General features: G+C 42.6%; 22 protein-coding genes. 2 read left to right on the forward strand and 20 right to left on the reverse strand.

Annotated features, from left to right (window positions below):
* Positions 1-76: 76 nt before the first annotated feature.
* The 14 genes from yidD to LIZ08_RS07250 all read right to left on the reverse strand — a co-directional run bounded on the left by yidD (position 77) and on the right by LIZ08_RS07250 (position 9,520).
* Positions 77-319, reverse strand: a complete 243-nt coding sequence (gene yidD / locus LIZ08_RS07185; RefSeq protein WP_049486129.1) for a membrane protein insertion efficiency factor YidD — start codon at positions 317-319, stop codon at positions 77-79.
* Positions 316-1,047, reverse strand: a complete 732-nt coding sequence (locus LIZ08_RS07190) for a pseudouridine synthase (RefSeq protein WP_129299044.1) — start codon at positions 1,045-1,047, stop codon at positions 316-318. The genes yidD and LIZ08_RS07190 overlap by 4 nt, the downstream gene beginning before the upstream one ends.
* Positions 1,037-1,606, reverse strand: coding sequence for an SMC-Scp complex subunit ScpB (gene scpB, locus LIZ08_RS07195; RefSeq protein WP_070587004.1), 570 nt, complete (start codon positions 1,604-1,606; stop codon positions 1,037-1,039). Before scpB ends, LIZ08_RS07190 begins: the two co-directional genes overlap by 11 nt.
* Positions 1,590-2,309: a segregation/condensation protein A gene (locus LIZ08_RS07200; protein WP_049472072.1), complete on the reverse strand. Its 720-nt coding sequence runs from the start codon at positions 2,307-2,309 to the stop codon at positions 1,590-1,592. The genes scpB and LIZ08_RS07200 overlap by 17 nt, the downstream gene beginning before the upstream one ends.
* Positions 2,309-3,040: a site-specific tyrosine recombinase XerD gene (xerD, locus tag LIZ08_RS07205; RefSeq protein ID WP_070466407.1), complete on the reverse strand. Its 732-nt coding sequence runs from the start codon at positions 3,038-3,040 to the stop codon at positions 2,309-2,311. The genes LIZ08_RS07200 and xerD overlap by 1 nt, the downstream gene beginning before the upstream one ends.
* Positions 3,037-3,498, reverse strand: a complete 462-nt coding sequence (gene cbpB, locus LIZ08_RS07210; RefSeq protein ID WP_003008353.1) for a cyclic-di-AMP-binding protein CbpB — start codon at positions 3,496-3,498, stop codon at positions 3,037-3,039. Before cbpB ends, xerD begins: the two co-directional genes overlap by 4 nt.
* Entirely contained in the window at positions 3,495-4,016 is a 522-nt protein-coding gene (locus LIZ08_RS07215; RefSeq protein ID WP_049474019.1) for a metallophosphoesterase, read from the reverse strand. The genes cbpB and LIZ08_RS07215 overlap by 4 nt, the downstream gene beginning before the upstream one ends.
* Positions 3,989-4,969: a nucleoside-triphosphate diphosphatase gene (locus LIZ08_RS07220; protein ID WP_003005496.1), complete on the reverse strand. Its 981-nt coding sequence runs from the start codon at positions 4,967-4,969 to the stop codon at positions 3,989-3,991. Before LIZ08_RS07220 ends, LIZ08_RS07215 begins: the two co-directional genes overlap by 28 nt.
* Positions 4,966-5,760: a glutamate racemase gene (racE, locus tag LIZ08_RS07225; RefSeq protein ID WP_003008361.1), complete on the reverse strand. Its 795-nt coding sequence runs from the start codon at positions 5,758-5,760 to the stop codon at positions 4,966-4,968. Before racE ends, LIZ08_RS07220 begins: the two co-directional genes overlap by 4 nt.
* Before the next feature lie 77 nt (positions 5,761-5,837).
* Entirely contained in the window at positions 5,838-6,083 is a 246-nt protein-coding gene (locus tag LIZ08_RS07230) for a YneF family protein (protein ID WP_031575486.1), read from the reverse strand.
* A 55-nt stretch (positions 6,084-6,138) separates the two neighbouring features.
* Entirely contained in the window at positions 6,139-7,389 is a 1,251-nt protein-coding gene (locus LIZ08_RS07235; protein ID WP_070466409.1) for a diaminopimelate decarboxylase, read from the reverse strand.
* Between the two features lie 95 nt (positions 7,390-7,484).
* Complete coding sequence (locus tag LIZ08_RS07240; RefSeq protein ID WP_003008369.1) at positions 7,485-8,171, reverse strand: Bax inhibitor-1/YccA family protein; 687 nt, start codon at positions 8,169-8,171, stop codon at positions 7,485-7,487.
* 28 nt (positions 8,172-8,199) lie between these two features.
* Positions 8,200-8,691: an HDIG domain-containing metalloprotein gene (locus LIZ08_RS07245; protein WP_003005617.1), complete on the reverse strand. Its 492-nt coding sequence runs from the start codon at positions 8,689-8,691 to the stop codon at positions 8,200-8,202.
* 82 nt (positions 8,692-8,773) lie between these two features.
* Positions 8,774-9,520 (reverse strand): TrmH family RNA methyltransferase, encoded by a 747-nt coding sequence (locus LIZ08_RS07250; RefSeq protein ID WP_049523730.1) that lies wholly within the window; start codon positions 9,518-9,520, stop codon positions 8,774-8,776.
* 73 nt (positions 9,521-9,593) lie between these two features.
* On the opposite strand from LIZ08_RS07250, the gene LIZ08_RS07255 reads away from it, so the two are divergent.
* Positions 9,594-9,872: an acylphosphatase gene (locus LIZ08_RS07255; protein WP_023918900.1), complete on the forward strand. Its 279-nt coding sequence runs from the start codon at positions 9,594-9,596 to the stop codon at positions 9,870-9,872.
* Positions 9,873-9,949: 77 nt separating this feature from the next.
* Positions 9,950-10,867: a membrane protein insertase YidC gene (gene yidC, locus LIZ08_RS07260; RefSeq protein ID WP_227038586.1), complete on the forward strand. Its 918-nt coding sequence runs from the start codon at positions 9,950-9,952 to the stop codon at positions 10,865-10,867.
* A 422-nt stretch (positions 10,868-11,289) separates the two neighbouring features.
* Here the strand turns inward: yidC and greA are convergent, their stop codons facing one another.
* From greA to LIZ08_RS07290, 6 genes are all read right to left on the reverse strand, one after another.
* Positions 11,290-11,772, reverse strand: coding sequence for a transcription elongation factor GreA (gene greA, locus LIZ08_RS07265; RefSeq protein ID WP_227038587.1), 483 nt, complete (start codon positions 11,770-11,772; stop codon positions 11,290-11,292).
* 57 nt (positions 11,773-11,829) lie between these two features.
* Positions 11,830-13,347: an endolytic transglycosylase MltG gene (gene mltG / locus LIZ08_RS07270; protein ID WP_227038588.1), complete on the reverse strand. Its 1,518-nt coding sequence runs from the start codon at positions 13,345-13,347 to the stop codon at positions 11,830-11,832.
* A gap of 71 nt (positions 13,348-13,418) precedes the next feature.
* Entirely contained in the window at positions 13,419-13,928 is a 510-nt protein-coding gene (locus LIZ08_RS07275) for a GNAT family N-acetyltransferase (protein ID WP_227038589.1), read from the reverse strand.
* 12 nt (positions 13,929-13,940) lie between these two features.
* Complete coding sequence (locus tag LIZ08_RS07280) at positions 13,941-14,357, reverse strand: GNAT family N-acetyltransferase (protein WP_024054776.1); 417 nt, start codon at positions 14,355-14,357, stop codon at positions 13,941-13,943.
* 81 nt (positions 14,358-14,438) lie between these two features.
* Positions 14,439-15,773 carry a UDP-N-acetylmuramate--L-alanine ligase gene (murC, locus tag LIZ08_RS07285; protein WP_227038590.1) on the reverse strand — a complete coding sequence of 445 codons (1,335 nt, stop codon included), beginning with the start codon at positions 15,771-15,773 and terminating at the stop codon, positions 14,439-14,441.
* Between the two features lie 9 nt (positions 15,774-15,782).
* Positions 15,783-16,433: a hypothetical protein gene (locus LIZ08_RS07290; protein ID WP_003017389.1), complete on the reverse strand. Its 651-nt coding sequence runs from the start codon at positions 16,431-16,433 to the stop codon at positions 15,783-15,785.
* Between the last annotated feature and the right edge of the window lie 26 nt (positions 16,434-16,459).

The following is a 16,459-nucleotide window of genomic DNA, read 5'->3' on the forward strand; positions in this document are numbered from 1 at the left end:
CTTGCTCGACAATCCAAAAATAATTGAGAGGCTAGGACTTTTGTCCCAGCCTCGTTTCTGTTTATTTGCGATCGGCCTATTTTGATTCTTCATTTCGCTTCAGACTAAAATGGTCTGGCAAGGGGTCTGGTCCTGCTTTGGTTCCAGGATGGCAACGTAGAATCCTGGCAATCCCCATCAAGACACCTTTCACACCAAAACGTTCAATCGCTTGGATCATATAATTGGAACAGGTCGGTTGAAAGCGACAAGATGGCGGAAATAGGGGAGAGATCCATTTTTGATAGCCTCTGACCAGCGCAATCAGGATTGTTTTCATGCTTTTTTAGATTTAGTCACTGCTAGATTGTGCAGCTGGCTGATTTCTTTTTTGCTCAAGCGACGGTATTCACCCGGACGTAGTCCTGAGACGTCCAAATTCCCAAACTGGGTCCGGGAGAGTTTATCCACTAAAAGTCCCACCGCTTCAAACATCTTTTTAACCTGGTGGTTACGCCCTTCATGAATGGTCAACTGAACCACTGAACGGTTCTTTTCGACATCCACTTTTAAAATCTCGTAAGTTGCTGGCTTGGTTTTCTTTCCATCAATGGTCACCCCTCGCGTCAAGGGACGCAAGTTTTCCTTATTGGCAATCCCTTTGACACGCGCTACATAGACCTTATCAATTTCATTGCGCGGGTGAATCATCTCATCTGTAAAATCACCATCATTGGTCAAAATCAAGACACCAGATGTATCCCAGTCCAAACGTCCCACTGGGTAGATGCGCTCTGGTACTTGAGATAAAAGGTCAACGACTGTTGTCCGCCCTTTATCATCTGATACACTAGAGATGACGCCACGTGGCTTATTTAAAAGATAATAGACCTTTTCTTCGTTATAGATTGGAGTCCCTTCTACTTCAACCTGATCACCGGTTTTAATGATAGTCGCTAATTCACGCACAACTTGGCCATTGACCGTCACCAAGCCTTGCTTGATCAGTTCTTCGGCCTTGCGACGACTAGCCACGCCTGCATGGGCAATATATTTGTTAATTCTCATCTAGTTCCTCTGTTCTCTCTGAAAATAATTGACCTTCTTCTGGATCGATGTCCACTTCCTCAACCTTTGGCAATTCCTCCAAATGATTGATCCCCATATAATCCAAAAAATACTCCGTCGTGACATACAAATTAGGACGCCCGAGGACTTCTTTTTTTCCGTCTTCGCGGATCAGATCAAATGACAGTAGTTTGGTAATAGCACCACTGGAATTGACACCTCGAATATCATCGACCTCCACGCGGGTGATCGGTTGCTTATAAGCAATAATTGACAAGGTTTCAAGGGCAGCCCGAGACAAACTTTGGTTCATAGGCGTTCTAGAATAGTCTCGTAAAACCGAAGCGTAGTCTGCCTTTGTCACCAATTTATAACGGGAAGCTGTCTCCATCAAACACAGACTCGTACCTGTATCCTCCTGGTATTTTTGGGCCAATTTTTCTAAACTTTGCACCACACCTGTTGGGGGTAAAGAGAGAAGATCTGCGATTTGTCTGGCAGTAATTCCCTCTTCACCCGCTACAAATAAGAGTGCTTCAATTTCAGCTAATTTGCTCATGTTCAATCCTATTTAAGTAAATTTCTCCGAAAGCCGTATCCTGTACCACTGTGACCTCTTGGATCTTGATCAATTCAAGGGTTGCAAGAAATAGGGTAATGACCTCTTGGAGATCCGCTGCTTCTAGAAACAAGTCCTGTAAGAGAACTTGTGAGCGATCGTGGAATCGGTGACGCAGCTGGTCCATCAGATCCTCAATCTTGTATTCATCCTTGACAATGGTTGTATGGTTCTGGCGGAATTCTTCTTTTTTCTTCGTCAATAGTTTTGAGAAAGCCAAGAAGAGATCCACCGTGGTGCGATCATGAAGTAATTCGGTATCGTCATAGACCAATTCCATCTTTGGTTTCGAATAATAGAGGGCGCGCTCCTCGTGCTGCGAGGCCATCAACTCTCCTAATTGCTTGTAAGTACGGTACTCTTCCAATTGAGAAAGGAGGTCCTGCTCTAGATCCTCTGCTTCATCCATCTCCTCTGCGACCTTAGGAAGAAGTCTACGACTCTTGATCAGGGTTAGTTGACTAGCCATCAGCATGTATTCCCCTGCTACCTCTAGTTTCATAGCCTGGAGAGTCGCCAGATAAGCCAGGTACTGTTCAATCACCTCAATCAAGGGGACCTCATAGATATCCATCTGGTATTTAGAGACCAAGTGGAGCAAGAGGTCCAAAGGCCCTTCAAAATCTTTTATTTTAATATCCATTATTTATATTTTTCTAATGTCACCATGGTTTTTAGGCCCAATTCACGCGCAATACTAAAGAGATCCACACCGAGTTCACGTTGTTTCAAAATATACTGCTCACGAATTGATTGGGCCGAAAGGTCTTGGTTGCCTTTTTCGATCAAGAAGGCTTCTAACTGTCGGAATCCCCACTGACGGGAGTAAGATTTTCCTTTATTATCAAAGAGATAGACACCATCGAGGAAGAGTTGCAACTCATCCAGTAAAGGCTCTGGAACTTTTAAAACCCGTTTTTGGCCATCTTTGCCCACTCGAATGACATGAAAGTCCAGCTGAATATCTTCGACCTTGACTTGGAGGATCTCACTTGGCAATAAGCCCATCTCCAGAATCAATAAGGCCATCAAGCGTCCCTGTGGGTTAGTTGATTCTTCCCAAAAATGGGTCAGATCCAACAATTCACGATCATGGATCTTGGCCGGTTGAATTTTAGGCAAGACCAAACGATGGTATTCAGAAATAAAGCGTTCTTGATACAAATAATATAAAAATTGGTTAACAGCGGATAATTTTCGTTTTTGAACCGCCGGTTTAAAATCTTTAATCGAAGCTTGGTAAATTCTCAAATTCGTCGGCGTCACTTTTCCATGAATTGATTCAATAAATTGGTCCAAATCATAGAAATAGGCTGACTGAGAATTTTCACTTAGTTCTTTTTGATCAATAAAACTTGCAATAAATTCTTTCATTTTGGAATCATCTCGTATTCATTTGAAAAATTATGCATCAGCGAATTGATGGCTTTGAGGATAGATTTCCGAGTAATAATCCCTTGGAAATAACCTTCTTCATCCACCACTGATAAGAAGGAGTCATCCACCAACTTGTGAAGGACTTCTGTCAAATTGAAGTCTAAGCCGATGACCCCGACCTCCTTCTTTGCAACGTCTACGATATCCATCGAAGCAAAAGTCTCCTCAGGAATCTCGTGTTTCAATTGATAAGATAGAATATCCGTTAGGGAGATCGTCCCCACAAACTTGCGTTCATCCGTCACTACCGGGATGCGACTATAGCTAATCTGGCTCAACAGCAAGACCGCATGGTCTACATTGTGGGTATCAATCAAGACCGCTAAATTTTTGGCAGGAGTTAAGAACGTCTCTTCCTGCGCCAGCAAGAAACGTTCAAATTCCTTTGCTATCATCTGCTAAACTCCTTTGTCAATTCAGGGTACAATTCATGATCTCGCGTATAATACTCTACCTTGAAGTTCGAATCGGTAATCTCTATCTTGGCATACAAACACTCGCGAATCAGACCACGAGGTTGGCTAACGGATCCAGGATTCACAAAGAGGGTTCTTCCTTCCTTCCAAGCATCTGGGATATGAAGGTGGCCGTATAGACAGATATCTGCTTCCTCCTCTTGGGCCCACAAATCCAATTTTTGAAAACTAAAATTGATCTGGAAAAGATGTCCGTGGGTCTGGATGATCCGTGTTGGCCCTAGTTGGGTCACCAAGCGTTCCGGATAGCCATCATAAAAATCCATATTTCCTTGGACAACGTGGATCCCTTTCCAGACAGGATCATCACTTTTTAGTTCAGAATCCCCATTGTGAAAGATCCCATCGACCTGGCCTAGGTATTTTTCTTTAATAGCTTCAACAATGGAGCGGTCTCCATGTGAGTCACTCATAACGATGATTGTTTGCTTTGCCATGATGGAAATACCTCCAATAACTTTTTAACAGCTAAAGCACGATGTGATTGTGTATTTTTTTCTTCTAGCGTTAATTCAGCAGCAGCACGGCCCGTTTCCCCAACTAAGAAGAGAGGGTCATAGCCAAAGCCGTGTTCCCCTTTGGGCTCAAAATTAATATACCCTGGCCAATCTGCCTCCACCACTAGGCTTTCCTTGCCTGGTCTTGCAACCACCAAGGTCGTATGGAACTGAGCTGAACGATCTTTCAAGTCAAAAACCATGGCCAATTCGTGCAACAATTTCGCATTGTTTTCCGCATCTGTCGCACCAACTCCCGCAAAGCGAGCTGACCAAACTCCTGGTAAGCCTCCCAAGATATCTACCTTCAAACCTGAATCATCTGCTAAGACTGTTTTCCCAGTTAGCTCTGCAATCGTTTCAGCTTTTAGGCGGGCATTCTCTTCAAAGGTCAGACCTGTCTCTTCGACTTCTGGAAGCTCTGGGTATTGATTGAGATTTTCCACTTCAAAGCCCAGCTTTTCAAACATATTACGGAATTCTTTGGTTTTTCCCTCATTTCGAGTCGCAATAAGAATCGTATCTTTGACCTTGTCTTGACCCAAGAAGGCTTCCAAATCCACCCCATCACTTGGCAAATGCAAATAGAGCAATTTCCCTTTTTCAACCAAGAGCAAGGCTCCTTGACGCTGTACTATTTCAAAAGCTCTTCCCTTGACTTCATTCAAGATTTCGGTCAAAAAGGTCAGAAAACGAAAGGCTGAACCATAGCGCATCACCGATAGATTGAGAGGGAATCCTTCAGGATCCTTGGCAAAGAGAAGTTCCAGCTGATCTAACAGAGTGGAAGCTTCCGCAGGCACTTGACTAAATTGGTTGTAGTCTGCATCTTCTCCCCATTGGGCAATATACCAATCTTGGGGATCTTTGTATTCAAATAGTTTGTCACTCATAAATTTACATGCTCCACATTCACTGAACGTTCTAGCCATTTTTCGGCAATCGCTGCAAAGCTATTGGCATTTGCAGTTGTATAAAAGCGGTGGGTCTGCTCTAAGAGTTCGCGACTCTTATTGAGCTCAAAATAGTTTAATAAAACGGAGATATCCCGAACACACTCTGCCCCACTATCAATCAATTTGACATCCGGTCCCATAACATTTTGAATGATCGGTTTTAAAAGGGGATAATGGGTGCATCCCAAGACTAAGGTATCAACCTTTCCAACTAGTGGTTTTAGGGTTTCGTAAACCACCTTTTTGGTCACACTGGATGCCAACTCGTTTGATTCCACTAAAGGAACAAACTTGGGACAAGCTAAACTGCTGACTTCCATGTCTGGTGCTAGACTTTGAATCTTCTCTTTATAAATTCCAGAAGAAACCGTCATCGGTGTCCCAATGACCCCAATTTTTTGATGGGTCGTCGATTTAATGGCTGCAGAAGCTCCGGGCAAAATCACTCCTAAAACAGGAATATCAAGTTTCTCCTTGACTTCTTCCCAAACAACTGCCGTCGCTGTATTACAGGCTAAGACAATCATCTTGACATTTTTGGTCAGAAGGAAGTTCACCATCTGCCAAGTATACTCGCGAATTTGGTCTGCTGGTCTAGGACCATAAGGTGCACGCGCTGAATCTCCAATATAGACGACATCTTCGTGAGGAAGCTGACGGAGCAATTCGCGGACAACAGTTAGGCCCCCTACTCCAGAATCTAAAAAACCAATCGGTCGGTTATCCATATCTCTTCCTTCCAAAAGGAGGGACTAAGAAATTCCTCCAAGCCCCTCTCATTTATTATCGTGAGATTGCCCCACTCTTATTTTTTCTTGTTTTTCGCCATTGCTGATTTTTGTTGGTTCACAATTTGGCGATAGACTTGTTGAACTTTTGCTTCGCTTGGACGTTGGCCACTCGCACCTAAAAGCGTACGGACTGCTTCAATATTCAAACGTGGGTTTGATGCAAATTCTTTTTCAAATTGACGACGAAGCAAGAACATTCCTGCAACCATCCCACCAAAGAAAGCTAAAATAATCAACAAAATTCCTAAAAAGAGATTCATACAATTTTCTCCGATCCATTATTTTTACATAACTATCATTATATCAGACAATCGCTTATTTTTCAATGTCAAAGCCGTAGAGTGTCGCAAGATAATCTTCTGGTTTTTCTGCTCGACGAATCAAACGGGCCTGCCCATCTTCTTGAAGCAAAACTTCTGCCGAACGCAACTTGGCATTGTACTGATAGCCCATTGAAAATCCATGGGCTCCAGTGTCATGGATCACGAGTAAATCTCCAATCTCCGTCACGGGTAGTTCTCGTTGTTTGGCAAATTTATCGTTGTTTTCACAGAGACTTCCCACGACATCGACCACTTCAGTTGGTTCATCTGAACGATCCATATTGGTAATATGGTGATAAGCACCGTACATAGCCGGTCTAAGAAGATTCACAGCTGAAGCATCGACACCCACATAGGTCCGGTAGGTTTTCTTTTTATGCGTCACTCTGGTTACCAAGAGGCCGTGTGAAGCCAGCATAAAGCGACCAAGCTCGGTATAGATTTTCACATGACCAAGTCCTGCTGGTTTAAGAATCGCATCAAAAACGCGATGCACGCCCTCCCCAATAATGGCAATATCATTTGGTTCTTGTTCTGGCTTGTAATTGACCCCAACTCCACCAGAGAGGTTGATGAAGCCCAAGTGGACACCTGTTTTCTCGACGACTTCTACTGCTAATTCAAAAAGTTGACGCGCTAGCTCTGGATAGTAGTCGTTGGATACAGTATTAGAAGCTAATAAAGCGTGAATGCCAAACTCTTCCACACCTAGTTCTTTCAACTCGATAAAGGCTTGGATCAATTGCTCCTTGGTCATTCCAAACTTGGCTTCTTCAGGATTGTCCATAATATCGGTTCCCAGTTCAAAAACTCCACCAGGATTATAGCGGCAAGAAATGACCTTGGGAATGCTAGTCACAGACTTCAAGAAAGCAATGTCTTCATAGGCGTCCAGATTGATCGTTGCCCCTAATTCTCTAGCATAGACAAATTCATCTGCTGGCGTATTGTTAGAAGAAAACATGATCTCTTTTCCACTAAAGCCCAGTTTATCCGCCATTAACAATTCGACATAGCTGGCAGTGTCGACACCACAGCCCTCTTCTTGCAAAATTTTTAGGATCGATGGGTTAGGAGTTGCCTTGATGGCAAAGTATTCCTTAAATCCTTCATTCCAAGCAAAAGCTTGATGGAGAGCACGAGCCGTTTCACGAATTCCTGCTTCATCATAGAGATGGAAAGGGGTAGGGAATTCTTGGGTCAGGCTTTCTAATTGTTCACAGGTTACAAAAGGTGTTTTCATAAGCGCTCATTTCTATTCTTTAGTCACTATTAGTATAGCACAAGTCGGAAGACAAAAAAAGCCGAGGCAACTGCCCCAGCTCAATCTCTCTTTGATTAGTCGTTTCTTCCGAAGATACGAAGAAGGCTGATAAAGAGGTTGATAAAGTCAAGATAAAGTTCCAAAGCCATTGCTACTGCCCAACCTGTAGCAGGTTGACCATTTGTTTGATCATAGACATAGCGAATCTTTTGGTTATCCCAAGCTGTCAAACCTGCAAAGAGGAAGACAGAGATAATACTCAAGATATAGTCCATTCCAGAACTTCTCAAGAACATGTTCACAACAGAAGCAATGATCACACCGATCAAGACTCCCATCAAGGCACGTCCCATTCCAGACAGGTCCTTTTTCACGACGCGTCCGATAGCTCCCATGACAATAAACATCAAGGCACTGACCAAGAAAGCCTTATAGACAGTTGCTTGCATGTAGCGAGCAATGATAAAGCTCAAGGTAAAGCCATTCAAAGCTGAGTAGATCAAGAAGATCGGAAGAGCAGACGGGCTATTTTTAACAGCCTTCCCACTTGCAACAAAGACCAAGATCAATTCTACAACCACTGCTGCGTAGTAAACCATTGGTGCGGTTGTCAAGATTTGTACGAAGAAGTCTTGAAAGACTGTCATCATCAGGCCAGACACAAGGGCTGAAATCCCCACACCGATCCCAACTAATGAGTAGATTTTGTTATAAAAAGCATTCAATCCACTTTGTTCTTGGATTACTGAATCATTATACATATTAACAAGTTCCTTTCAAATTTGTTTACTACGATTTTAACATTTTTCGATGAAAAAATCTCCTTTTAGCCATCTTTTTACGCCATGGTTCTGAAGCTTCTTTAACAGCCCAGTATTTATCCACCATGGTCACTACGAAGGATTCTTTGTAGCGAGGCGGAGCAAGGGTAGCTCCCCACATGTGTTTAATAATGATGTCTTCTTCCTTGGCATTGAGATCTGTGATCTTTCGTGCATTTCTCACGGCAATGCGGGGATGGATCCAGGCGTGACTTTTCGTAAACTTGGTCTCGCGCCAATCATAGTAAAAGAGGTCATGCAAGAGGCCACCCCGAGCCGTACTTTTGGCATCCCAACCAAATTTTTTAGCCAGTTTATAACTGGTATAGCTCACATGAATGGAATGCTCCAAACGATTGGAATGAATATGGTGGGGAATGTCGGCTAATTTTTGAACCTTAGGATGCTGGATCAGATGGCCTACATAGGTCATGTATTCTTTGTCACGATGATATTGCATAAGATAACCACCTTTCGTTGATAAGCTCTCCCAATAAGATCTCCATCAACTTCTTCTTACAGGTTAAGTATACTTCTTTTTCTCAAAATTTCCTTAAAGAAAACATCAAAATTCCTGCTGCCACTGCAACATTTAAACTCTCTGCCCGACCTGGCATGGGAATATGAACCAGCTGGTCTGCTTGCGCCGCCATTTCCTGGCTGATGCCATTTCCTTCATTCCCCATAACCAGGATAAACTGATCGGTCTGAGAAAGCTGACGGTAGTCAATGGAAGCTTCTGAAAGCGTCGTTGCGAGAACTGCTAGATGAGAGTGCGCAGCTCGCTCCAATAGTTCTTCTCGATCCAGTTTCCAGATAGGAATATGGAAATGACTGCCCTGCATGGATCGAAGGGTCTTGAGACTGTATAGATCAGCGGAGGCTTTCGAAAGCATGACGCCATCAAAACCTGCTGCATCTGCTGTTCGAATCATCGTCCCTACATTGCCAGGATCCTGTACATCCTCCAAATAGAGGAATCGCCCTTGTAGCTGATCCGGAAGCTCTGGCTGCTCTAGAAGAATCTCTGCGACAATCCCTTGAGGAGTCTTCGAATCTGCCAAGAGGCTTAAGATCTCCGGAGTCACGATAGTGACTTTTTGGATGTCCTCTACCCGGTCTAAATAGGCTTCTAAAACAAAGACCTGCCGAATCTTCGCATGATTTTCTACTGCCTCTTCAAACAGATGCCAGCCTTCAATGAGATAAGAATCTGTCCGGTATTTTTTTTGATGTAATTTTTTTGCATTTTTGATTACATTATTGGATTTAGACGTTATAATATTCATAGAACTATTATAGCACAAAGAAAAAGAAGAAATCATACCTCAGATAGATTTCTTCGAGTCAAGGAGGTCGCACATGCAAAAGGTAAAAATGATTGCCCAAGGACGGGTTCAAGGGGTTGGCTTTCGCTGGGGAGTCTACAGTCTTGCTTTAGAGATCGGTGGGATTACTGGCCGTGTCTGGAATAATGACGACGGAACGGTTGGCATTCTGGCCCAGGCAGAGTCTAGTAGCCAAATGGCCAAATTCATTCAAGAAATTCGCAAAGGTCCTACACCTTTTGCACATGTAACTTATTTAGATGTTACGCTCGCAAACTTTGAAAACTATACAGACTTTAAAATTGCAAATTAAGACTAGAGAACTATTGTGTATTTTAAAAAAAAACAGTAGAATAGAAAGGTAACATTTTAAAAAAGAAGGAACTATTTGTGAAAAAAAATAAACTTGCATTACTTGCATCGATGGGACTAGCTTCGCTTGTCTTCTTATCAGGATGCGTGAGTGTCGATCGGAAAACTGGAAATCCGACTGGATTGATCTGGAATCTTCTTGGCCGTCCAATGGGCGAAGCCATCAAATTCTTTGCCAACGACCTTGGCTTGGGCTTTGGGATCGGGATTATTATCGTCACCTTGATCGTTCGGTTGATCATCTTGCCACTTGGTTTGTACCAATCATGGAAGGCAACCTACCAATCTGAAAAGATGAACTACTTAAAACCTATCCTTGGGCCAATCCAAGAGCGCATGAAGAACGCTAGCACACAAGAAGAAAAGCTATTGGCGCAACAGGAATTAATGGCTGCTCAACGTGAAAATGGAGTTAGCATGTTTGGTGGAGTTGGGTGTTTGCCACTCTTGATCCAAATGCCATTCTTCTCAGCTCTCTTCTTTGCAGCTCAGCACACCAAAGGGGTAGCAGATAGTAGCTTCCTTGGCATTGCTCTCGGCAAACCAAGCTTGCTCTTGACAGCGATCGTAGCAGTTCTTTACTATATCCAAAGTATGCTTTCTCTTCATGGAATTGAAGATGAAACCCAAAAGGAAAGCATGCGCAAAGCATCACTGATGAGTCCGATTATGATCGGTGTCTTCTCATTGATCTCCTCAGCCGGAGTGACTCTTTACTGGGTAGTCGGTGGGGTGATCCAAATTATCCAACAATTTGTCATCAACTACTTGATTCGTCCAAATCTTCGCAAACGAGTCGCTGAGGAATACAAAAACAATCCTCCTAAAGCGACTAGTCACCGCGTGAAAAAAGATGTCACACCAACTGCGACCACACAAATTCAGCACAAACCAAAAAACAACCGCAATGCAGGAAAACAACGCAATAGAAAGTAGTACAAACTACTAAATTCTAGCGAAAATAGAGCAGCACTTGAACCTTTTAGTTCAAGTGCTTTTTTGATACCATTCAGTCAGTCAACGAAAAATTTTCACCCTCACAAGGGGATTAAGAGCACAAAATAGCAGGCCCTATTGGAGAGCCTGCTTTAAGACCGTTTCTGTCTAAGTAATGTTAAAAAATAAAATAATATAAACTATTAGGTTCATACAGCAGATACTGAAACTTTCCGCCGTGAGAAAAGTGCCTGAAACATAATTATTTCAGGCACTAGGGGAGTTTTGAAACCTTAGGTTCAAAACTAAGTCATGGAACTTCGTAGAAGTTCGCTGACGTCCATACTCACTTAAGGAAAGTTTCTAAGAGAACTTTGTCTTTAATCTGAAACAGGCCCTCTTGGAGAGCCTGCTTTTTATATTTACGCTGTTTTTTCTACGTTCAAAATTTTCACTTGGTAGTTTCCAGCTGGTGTCTCAACCGTGACAACGTCACCTGTCTTCTTACCAATCAAAGCATGACCGATTGGGCTTTCGTTAGAGATCTTTCCTGCAAAGGCATCTGCCCCTGCTGAACCAACGATGCTGTATACTTCTTCATCTGTTTCGCCAACTTCTTGAACTGTAACGGTTTTTCCGATCGCAACTTCGTCTACTGCAACAGCGTCACTATCGACGATTTCTGCATAACGGATTTTTGTTTCCAAGCTAGAGATTTGACCTTCAACAAAAGCTTGTTCATCTTTTGCCGCTTCATACTCAGAGTTTTCTGAGAGGTCACCATATGAACGAGCGATCTTAATCCGTTCCACCACTTCAGGTCGACGGACCAATTTCAATTCTTCTAATTCTTGTTCCAATTTTTCTTTTTCTGCTAGGGTCATTGGGTATGTTTTTTCTGCCATTATTCTTCTCTTTCTATTATTTGAATGAAAAAGCTGTGGACGCGCCACATGCTTTTTCTAGTTTGAACTTGCTTGTGTCAATTTACTATTGACGTGTTCTTCAACATTTTTATTGTGTTCTTCGTATGTCTTAGCGAAGAAAACTTCACCATTTTCGACATTTGCGACAAAATACAAGTAATCGGTCTTACTTGGGTTCACCGCCGCTTCGATCGCTGATACTCCAGGGTTATCCACTGGGCCAGGCATCAAGCCGGTATTCTTATAAATATTATAAGGTGAATCCAGCTCTGTATCGATCGTTGCATCTTCTTTTAAGGTCGTCTTTTGACCAAGTTTCCCTTCGGCATAAAGAATTGCAATATTACTTTGCAAAGGCATATCTTGGTTCAAACGGTTATAGAAGACACTCGCGATATCTTTGCGGTCCTGATCCGTCGCCCCTTCTTTTTCAACCAAGGAAGCAAGAGTCAATACTTCGTTTACATTGATGTTCTTGCTCTCAAGTGTTTCATAGTATGGGCTTAAGTTTTGATCCATTGCCGCAAGCATCTGATCGATCATCTCTTTCACTGTGGTATCTTTCCCATAGTTATAAGTTGCTGGGAAGAGATAACCTTCTAAACGGTAGCGAACACCAGAATCCTTACTTGGCAGATTCGCCAAGAGCTTAGGATATTTGGCCACCATCTTCTCAATAAAGGCATCGTCTTGGACAGACTTCAAGAAATCTTCTTTCTTAAATGGAGTCTTGCCTGCCTTCTTAGTGGAGACATCGGTGGTGATAGCCGTCGCAATCTGATCGATCGTATAGCCTTCTGGAATCGTCACCTTCCCAAGAACTGGAGCTTGAGGAGTTTTGGTTCCCTCTTCCTGCAGTTTTTGGATGATGGTTTCTAGATCCATGCTCTTTTGCAAATTGAAATAACCAGATTTGAAATTGCTATAGTTCTTGAACTTGGTATAGTAGTTAAAGAACTGACCATTTTTCACGAGTCCTTTTTTCTCAAGGATCGCGCCAATCTCACGATTACTTGAACCAGCTGGAATCTCAACCGTTACGAATTCTGTTGCATTTTTATCCATCGGCTTGACAGCTGAATGGATATAGGTCACAGCAAAGATCCCTGTAGCCACGATCACAATCAGCAAAAGGCTGACCACTGTCCGCACAATTCGTTTAGCGATTTTATTTTGTTTCTTTTGTTTTTGTTGGCGCTGGTTACGAGAAGAGCGCGATAAGCTTTCCTCTACCGGTTCCTGACTTGGTTCTTTTGGAGCAGGCTTTGTAAGCTCACTCTTTTCTTCCACAGCAGGAGTCGCCTTTACCGGCTCCACTGGTTCTTCTTTGGGAGCCGACGCAGATTCTTCTACTTTTGGAGGTGGTGTTGCTTCTTCCTCCTCTTTCAGTGAAGAAGGGGTTTCAATGCTTCGATCAGGTAGATCATACTCTTTTTCGATCTTTAGAAGTTGCTCATTGGCCTCTTCTAAGTCTCTGAGGATCTGCTCTTTGAAGCTTAATAACTTCTCACTGTCTTGTGATTTATCAGTCAAATAATTGACCTCCCTCATCATAATCCTTAATATTATATCTTAAAAGATTTAGAAAAGCAATACAAATCGCCCTTCTTCTTCAAAATACCTATTTAATCAAGGTTTTCATTTTCCCAGACCAGATTGTACCAAACTTCACCCGCATATTGGGATTCTGACCGGCCTTCATTGGTAAATCCTTGCTTTTCGTAATAAGGAATCAAATAATCATGACAGGTCAAATTGATCCCTTGGCGATTATCTTTCACCGCAATCTCTTTCATTGCCTCAAGCAAGAGGGTTCCAACCCCTAGCCCTTGGGCTTCTTTATCAATGGATAGACTCGTAATGGAAATAAAGCTCTTTTCTAACTGGCTTAGATCTTCAACCTCTGAAAAAGAGGAATCGATCAAATAGCGCTCCGGTCTAACAGGTCCTTCTAAATAGCCTAAAATCTGACCTTGGCACTCTGCTACAAGAAATGTCGTTTGAATCTTTTCAATGTGATCTTTTAAAATCTCACGCGCAATCGCTTCTTCTTCTGAGAAATTCTCAAGCTCAATGCGCTCGATGGCATCCAAATCCTGCAGCTCTGCCTGTCTAATGTGAATCTTTTCTTTCATCATTTACTCCTTCTATCGTTCCCAAACCATATGGACACCTCGATCAGACTCAGCTTCATCTCGAAATCCTTGCTGGGAAAAATAAGATAGTAAGTCTTCTGGGCAATCGATCCAAATGGCTTCCTTTTCCTTTTGAACAGCTAGATCCTTTAAAGCAGCGATTAAAATAGAACCATAGCCTTGACCTTGAAAGGCTGGTCTCACTGCTAGTCGCAATACAATTAGGTCTCTTTTTAAAGGCTGGTCTTCTGTCGCCAACAAGTAAGCCACAGCATCCCCCGCCTGCTCTGCAAGCAAAGAAATGGCTTCCTTCGAACCTAGCGCTTCCTCAAGAGTGGCCCTGTGCTCCTTTCCTTCATTGCCATGAAGTTCTTCTTCTAGTAACAGCAGCTGTTCTTGATCAGCTGGGGTGATTGATCGAATCATCATCCTGCTTTCCTCATCTCATACTCCTTCAGTGGACAGATAAATTTGAGTCTGGAACCAAAAGATTCCAGACTCAATCATCTCTTATTGTACACTATGTGTCAAACTAGATAATAAACGCTCAAATGAGTATTCATAGGTTTGAATATCTCCTGCTCCCATAAAGACATAGACTGCATTATCATGGTCAAGAAGAGGAGAAACATTCTCAGCTGTAATAATCGCTGAGCGTTTGACAATTTTTGCTTCCAAATCTTCAACTTTCACATCGCCGTGATCGACTTCACGCGCAGAGCCATAGATCTGTGCCAAGTAAACAGCATCTGCTTGATTCAAGGCTTCTGCAAATTCATCTAACAAGGCAATGGTCCGTGTAAAGGTATGTGGTTGGAAAATGGCCACAATCTCTTTACTTGGGTATTTTTGACGGGCCGCATCCAGGGTTGCAATAATTTCCGTTGGATGGTGCGCAAAGTCATCGATAATCACTGTTCCATTGACTACTTTTTCAGTGAAGCGACGTTTCACGCCAGCGAAGGTCTTCAAATGCTCGCGGACTAAATCTAAATCAAATCCTGCAATGTAAAGCAAACCAATGACTGCTGTAGCATTCATGATGTTGTGACGACCAAATGTTGGGATATGGAATTGCCCCAAATCTTCTCCACGGAAATGAACGTTGAAGGTTGAACCTGTCGTTGAGCGAAGCAAGTTGCTTGCCACAAAATCGTCCGTCTCCTTATCAAAACCATAGTAATAAATTGGCGCTGATGAGGTAATCCGACGCAATTCTTTGTCTTCTCCGTAGATGAAGAGGCCTTTACTGATTTGTTTGGCATAATCGTTAAAGGCATTAAAGACATCTTCCAAGCTCGTGAAATAGTCTGGATGGTCGAAGTCAATATTGGTGATGATGCTGTATTCAGGATGGTAAGGCATAAAGTGGCGTTCATACTCATCTGATTCAAAGACAAAGTATTTGGCTGCTGCAGAGCCACGACCTGTCCCGTCACCAATCAAATAACTGGTATCAGTGATATTTGATAAGACATGCGAAAGCATCCCTGTTGTTGAGGTTTTCCCGTGTGCTCCGGCAACTCCCATGCTGACGAAGTCACGCATAAATTCACCAAGGAATTCATGGTAGCGTTTATAGGTTAAACCATGCTCATCTGCATAAGCGATTTCCACATTGTTATCTGGACGGAAAGCATTCCCGGCAATGAGGATCTTGTCGCCTTCCAAATTTTTCACATCAAATGGATAAATTTGAATTCCTGCTTGTTCCAAGCCACGTTGCGTAAAGTAATACTTCTCAACATCTGACCCTTGAACCGTATGTCCCATTTGGTGAAGCATGAGAGCTAAAGCACTCATCCCTGCTCCTTTAATTCCAATAAAATGGTATGTATTAGACATGTTTTCTCCTTATTCTTGATCTAGATGGGTTAAATCCAATTCTTGTTTGATCGGCTGTGGTTTCAACTTGTGCTGATCTTTATTGTATATTTGGCTAGTCTTTAAGAAATCATAATTGTTTTTCTTCTCAGTAGGTTCTGCCACTTCTGGTTCTCCTGCAGATTCGAACTCTGCAAGGATCAACTGATCTTGTCGCAATCGTTTGCTATATTTCAATAATTCACCCGGATTTTCCTTTTGGAAGGGAGCCGTTGGCTGACCAGGTTTCCGTTCTGAAATAAACGGTTTTTTCCGCTTACTTGTAGTAGCTGCTGGATCCGTTGTCAGATAGGGGGCTGTGCGTTTCTTTTTCAGATCTTCACGTGCACGCTCTCTCGCTTCCTCTGCATAACGATTGGCAGGGCTTTTTTTATCAATCGGCTCTTTAAAATCAGGTTTTCTTACTGGCCGTCTTTTCGGTAGAGGCTCTTCTAGTGGTTGATGGTAAGGATGCTTAGGTTTGGTATTTTCAGCAATCGGTTGCCATTCCAAATAATTTTTATCCACATAGTCGCCTGTAATGTTACTAATCAAATCTGTTTCATCATACAGGTTCATATGGGGCATCTCTGTTAACATCAACTCATTATCCCCTACTTGAGGAAAATATTTTTCTGTCATGCTTTCTTCCTTTCGACACTCCATTA

Origin of the sequence: Streptococcus sp. 210928-DFI.4.42 (genome assembly GCF_020554365.1) — a bacterium.
In the GTDB taxonomy this organism is placed as follows: domain Bacteria; phylum Bacillota; class Bacilli; order Lactobacillales; family Streptococcaceae; genus Streptococcus; species Streptococcus parasanguinis_S.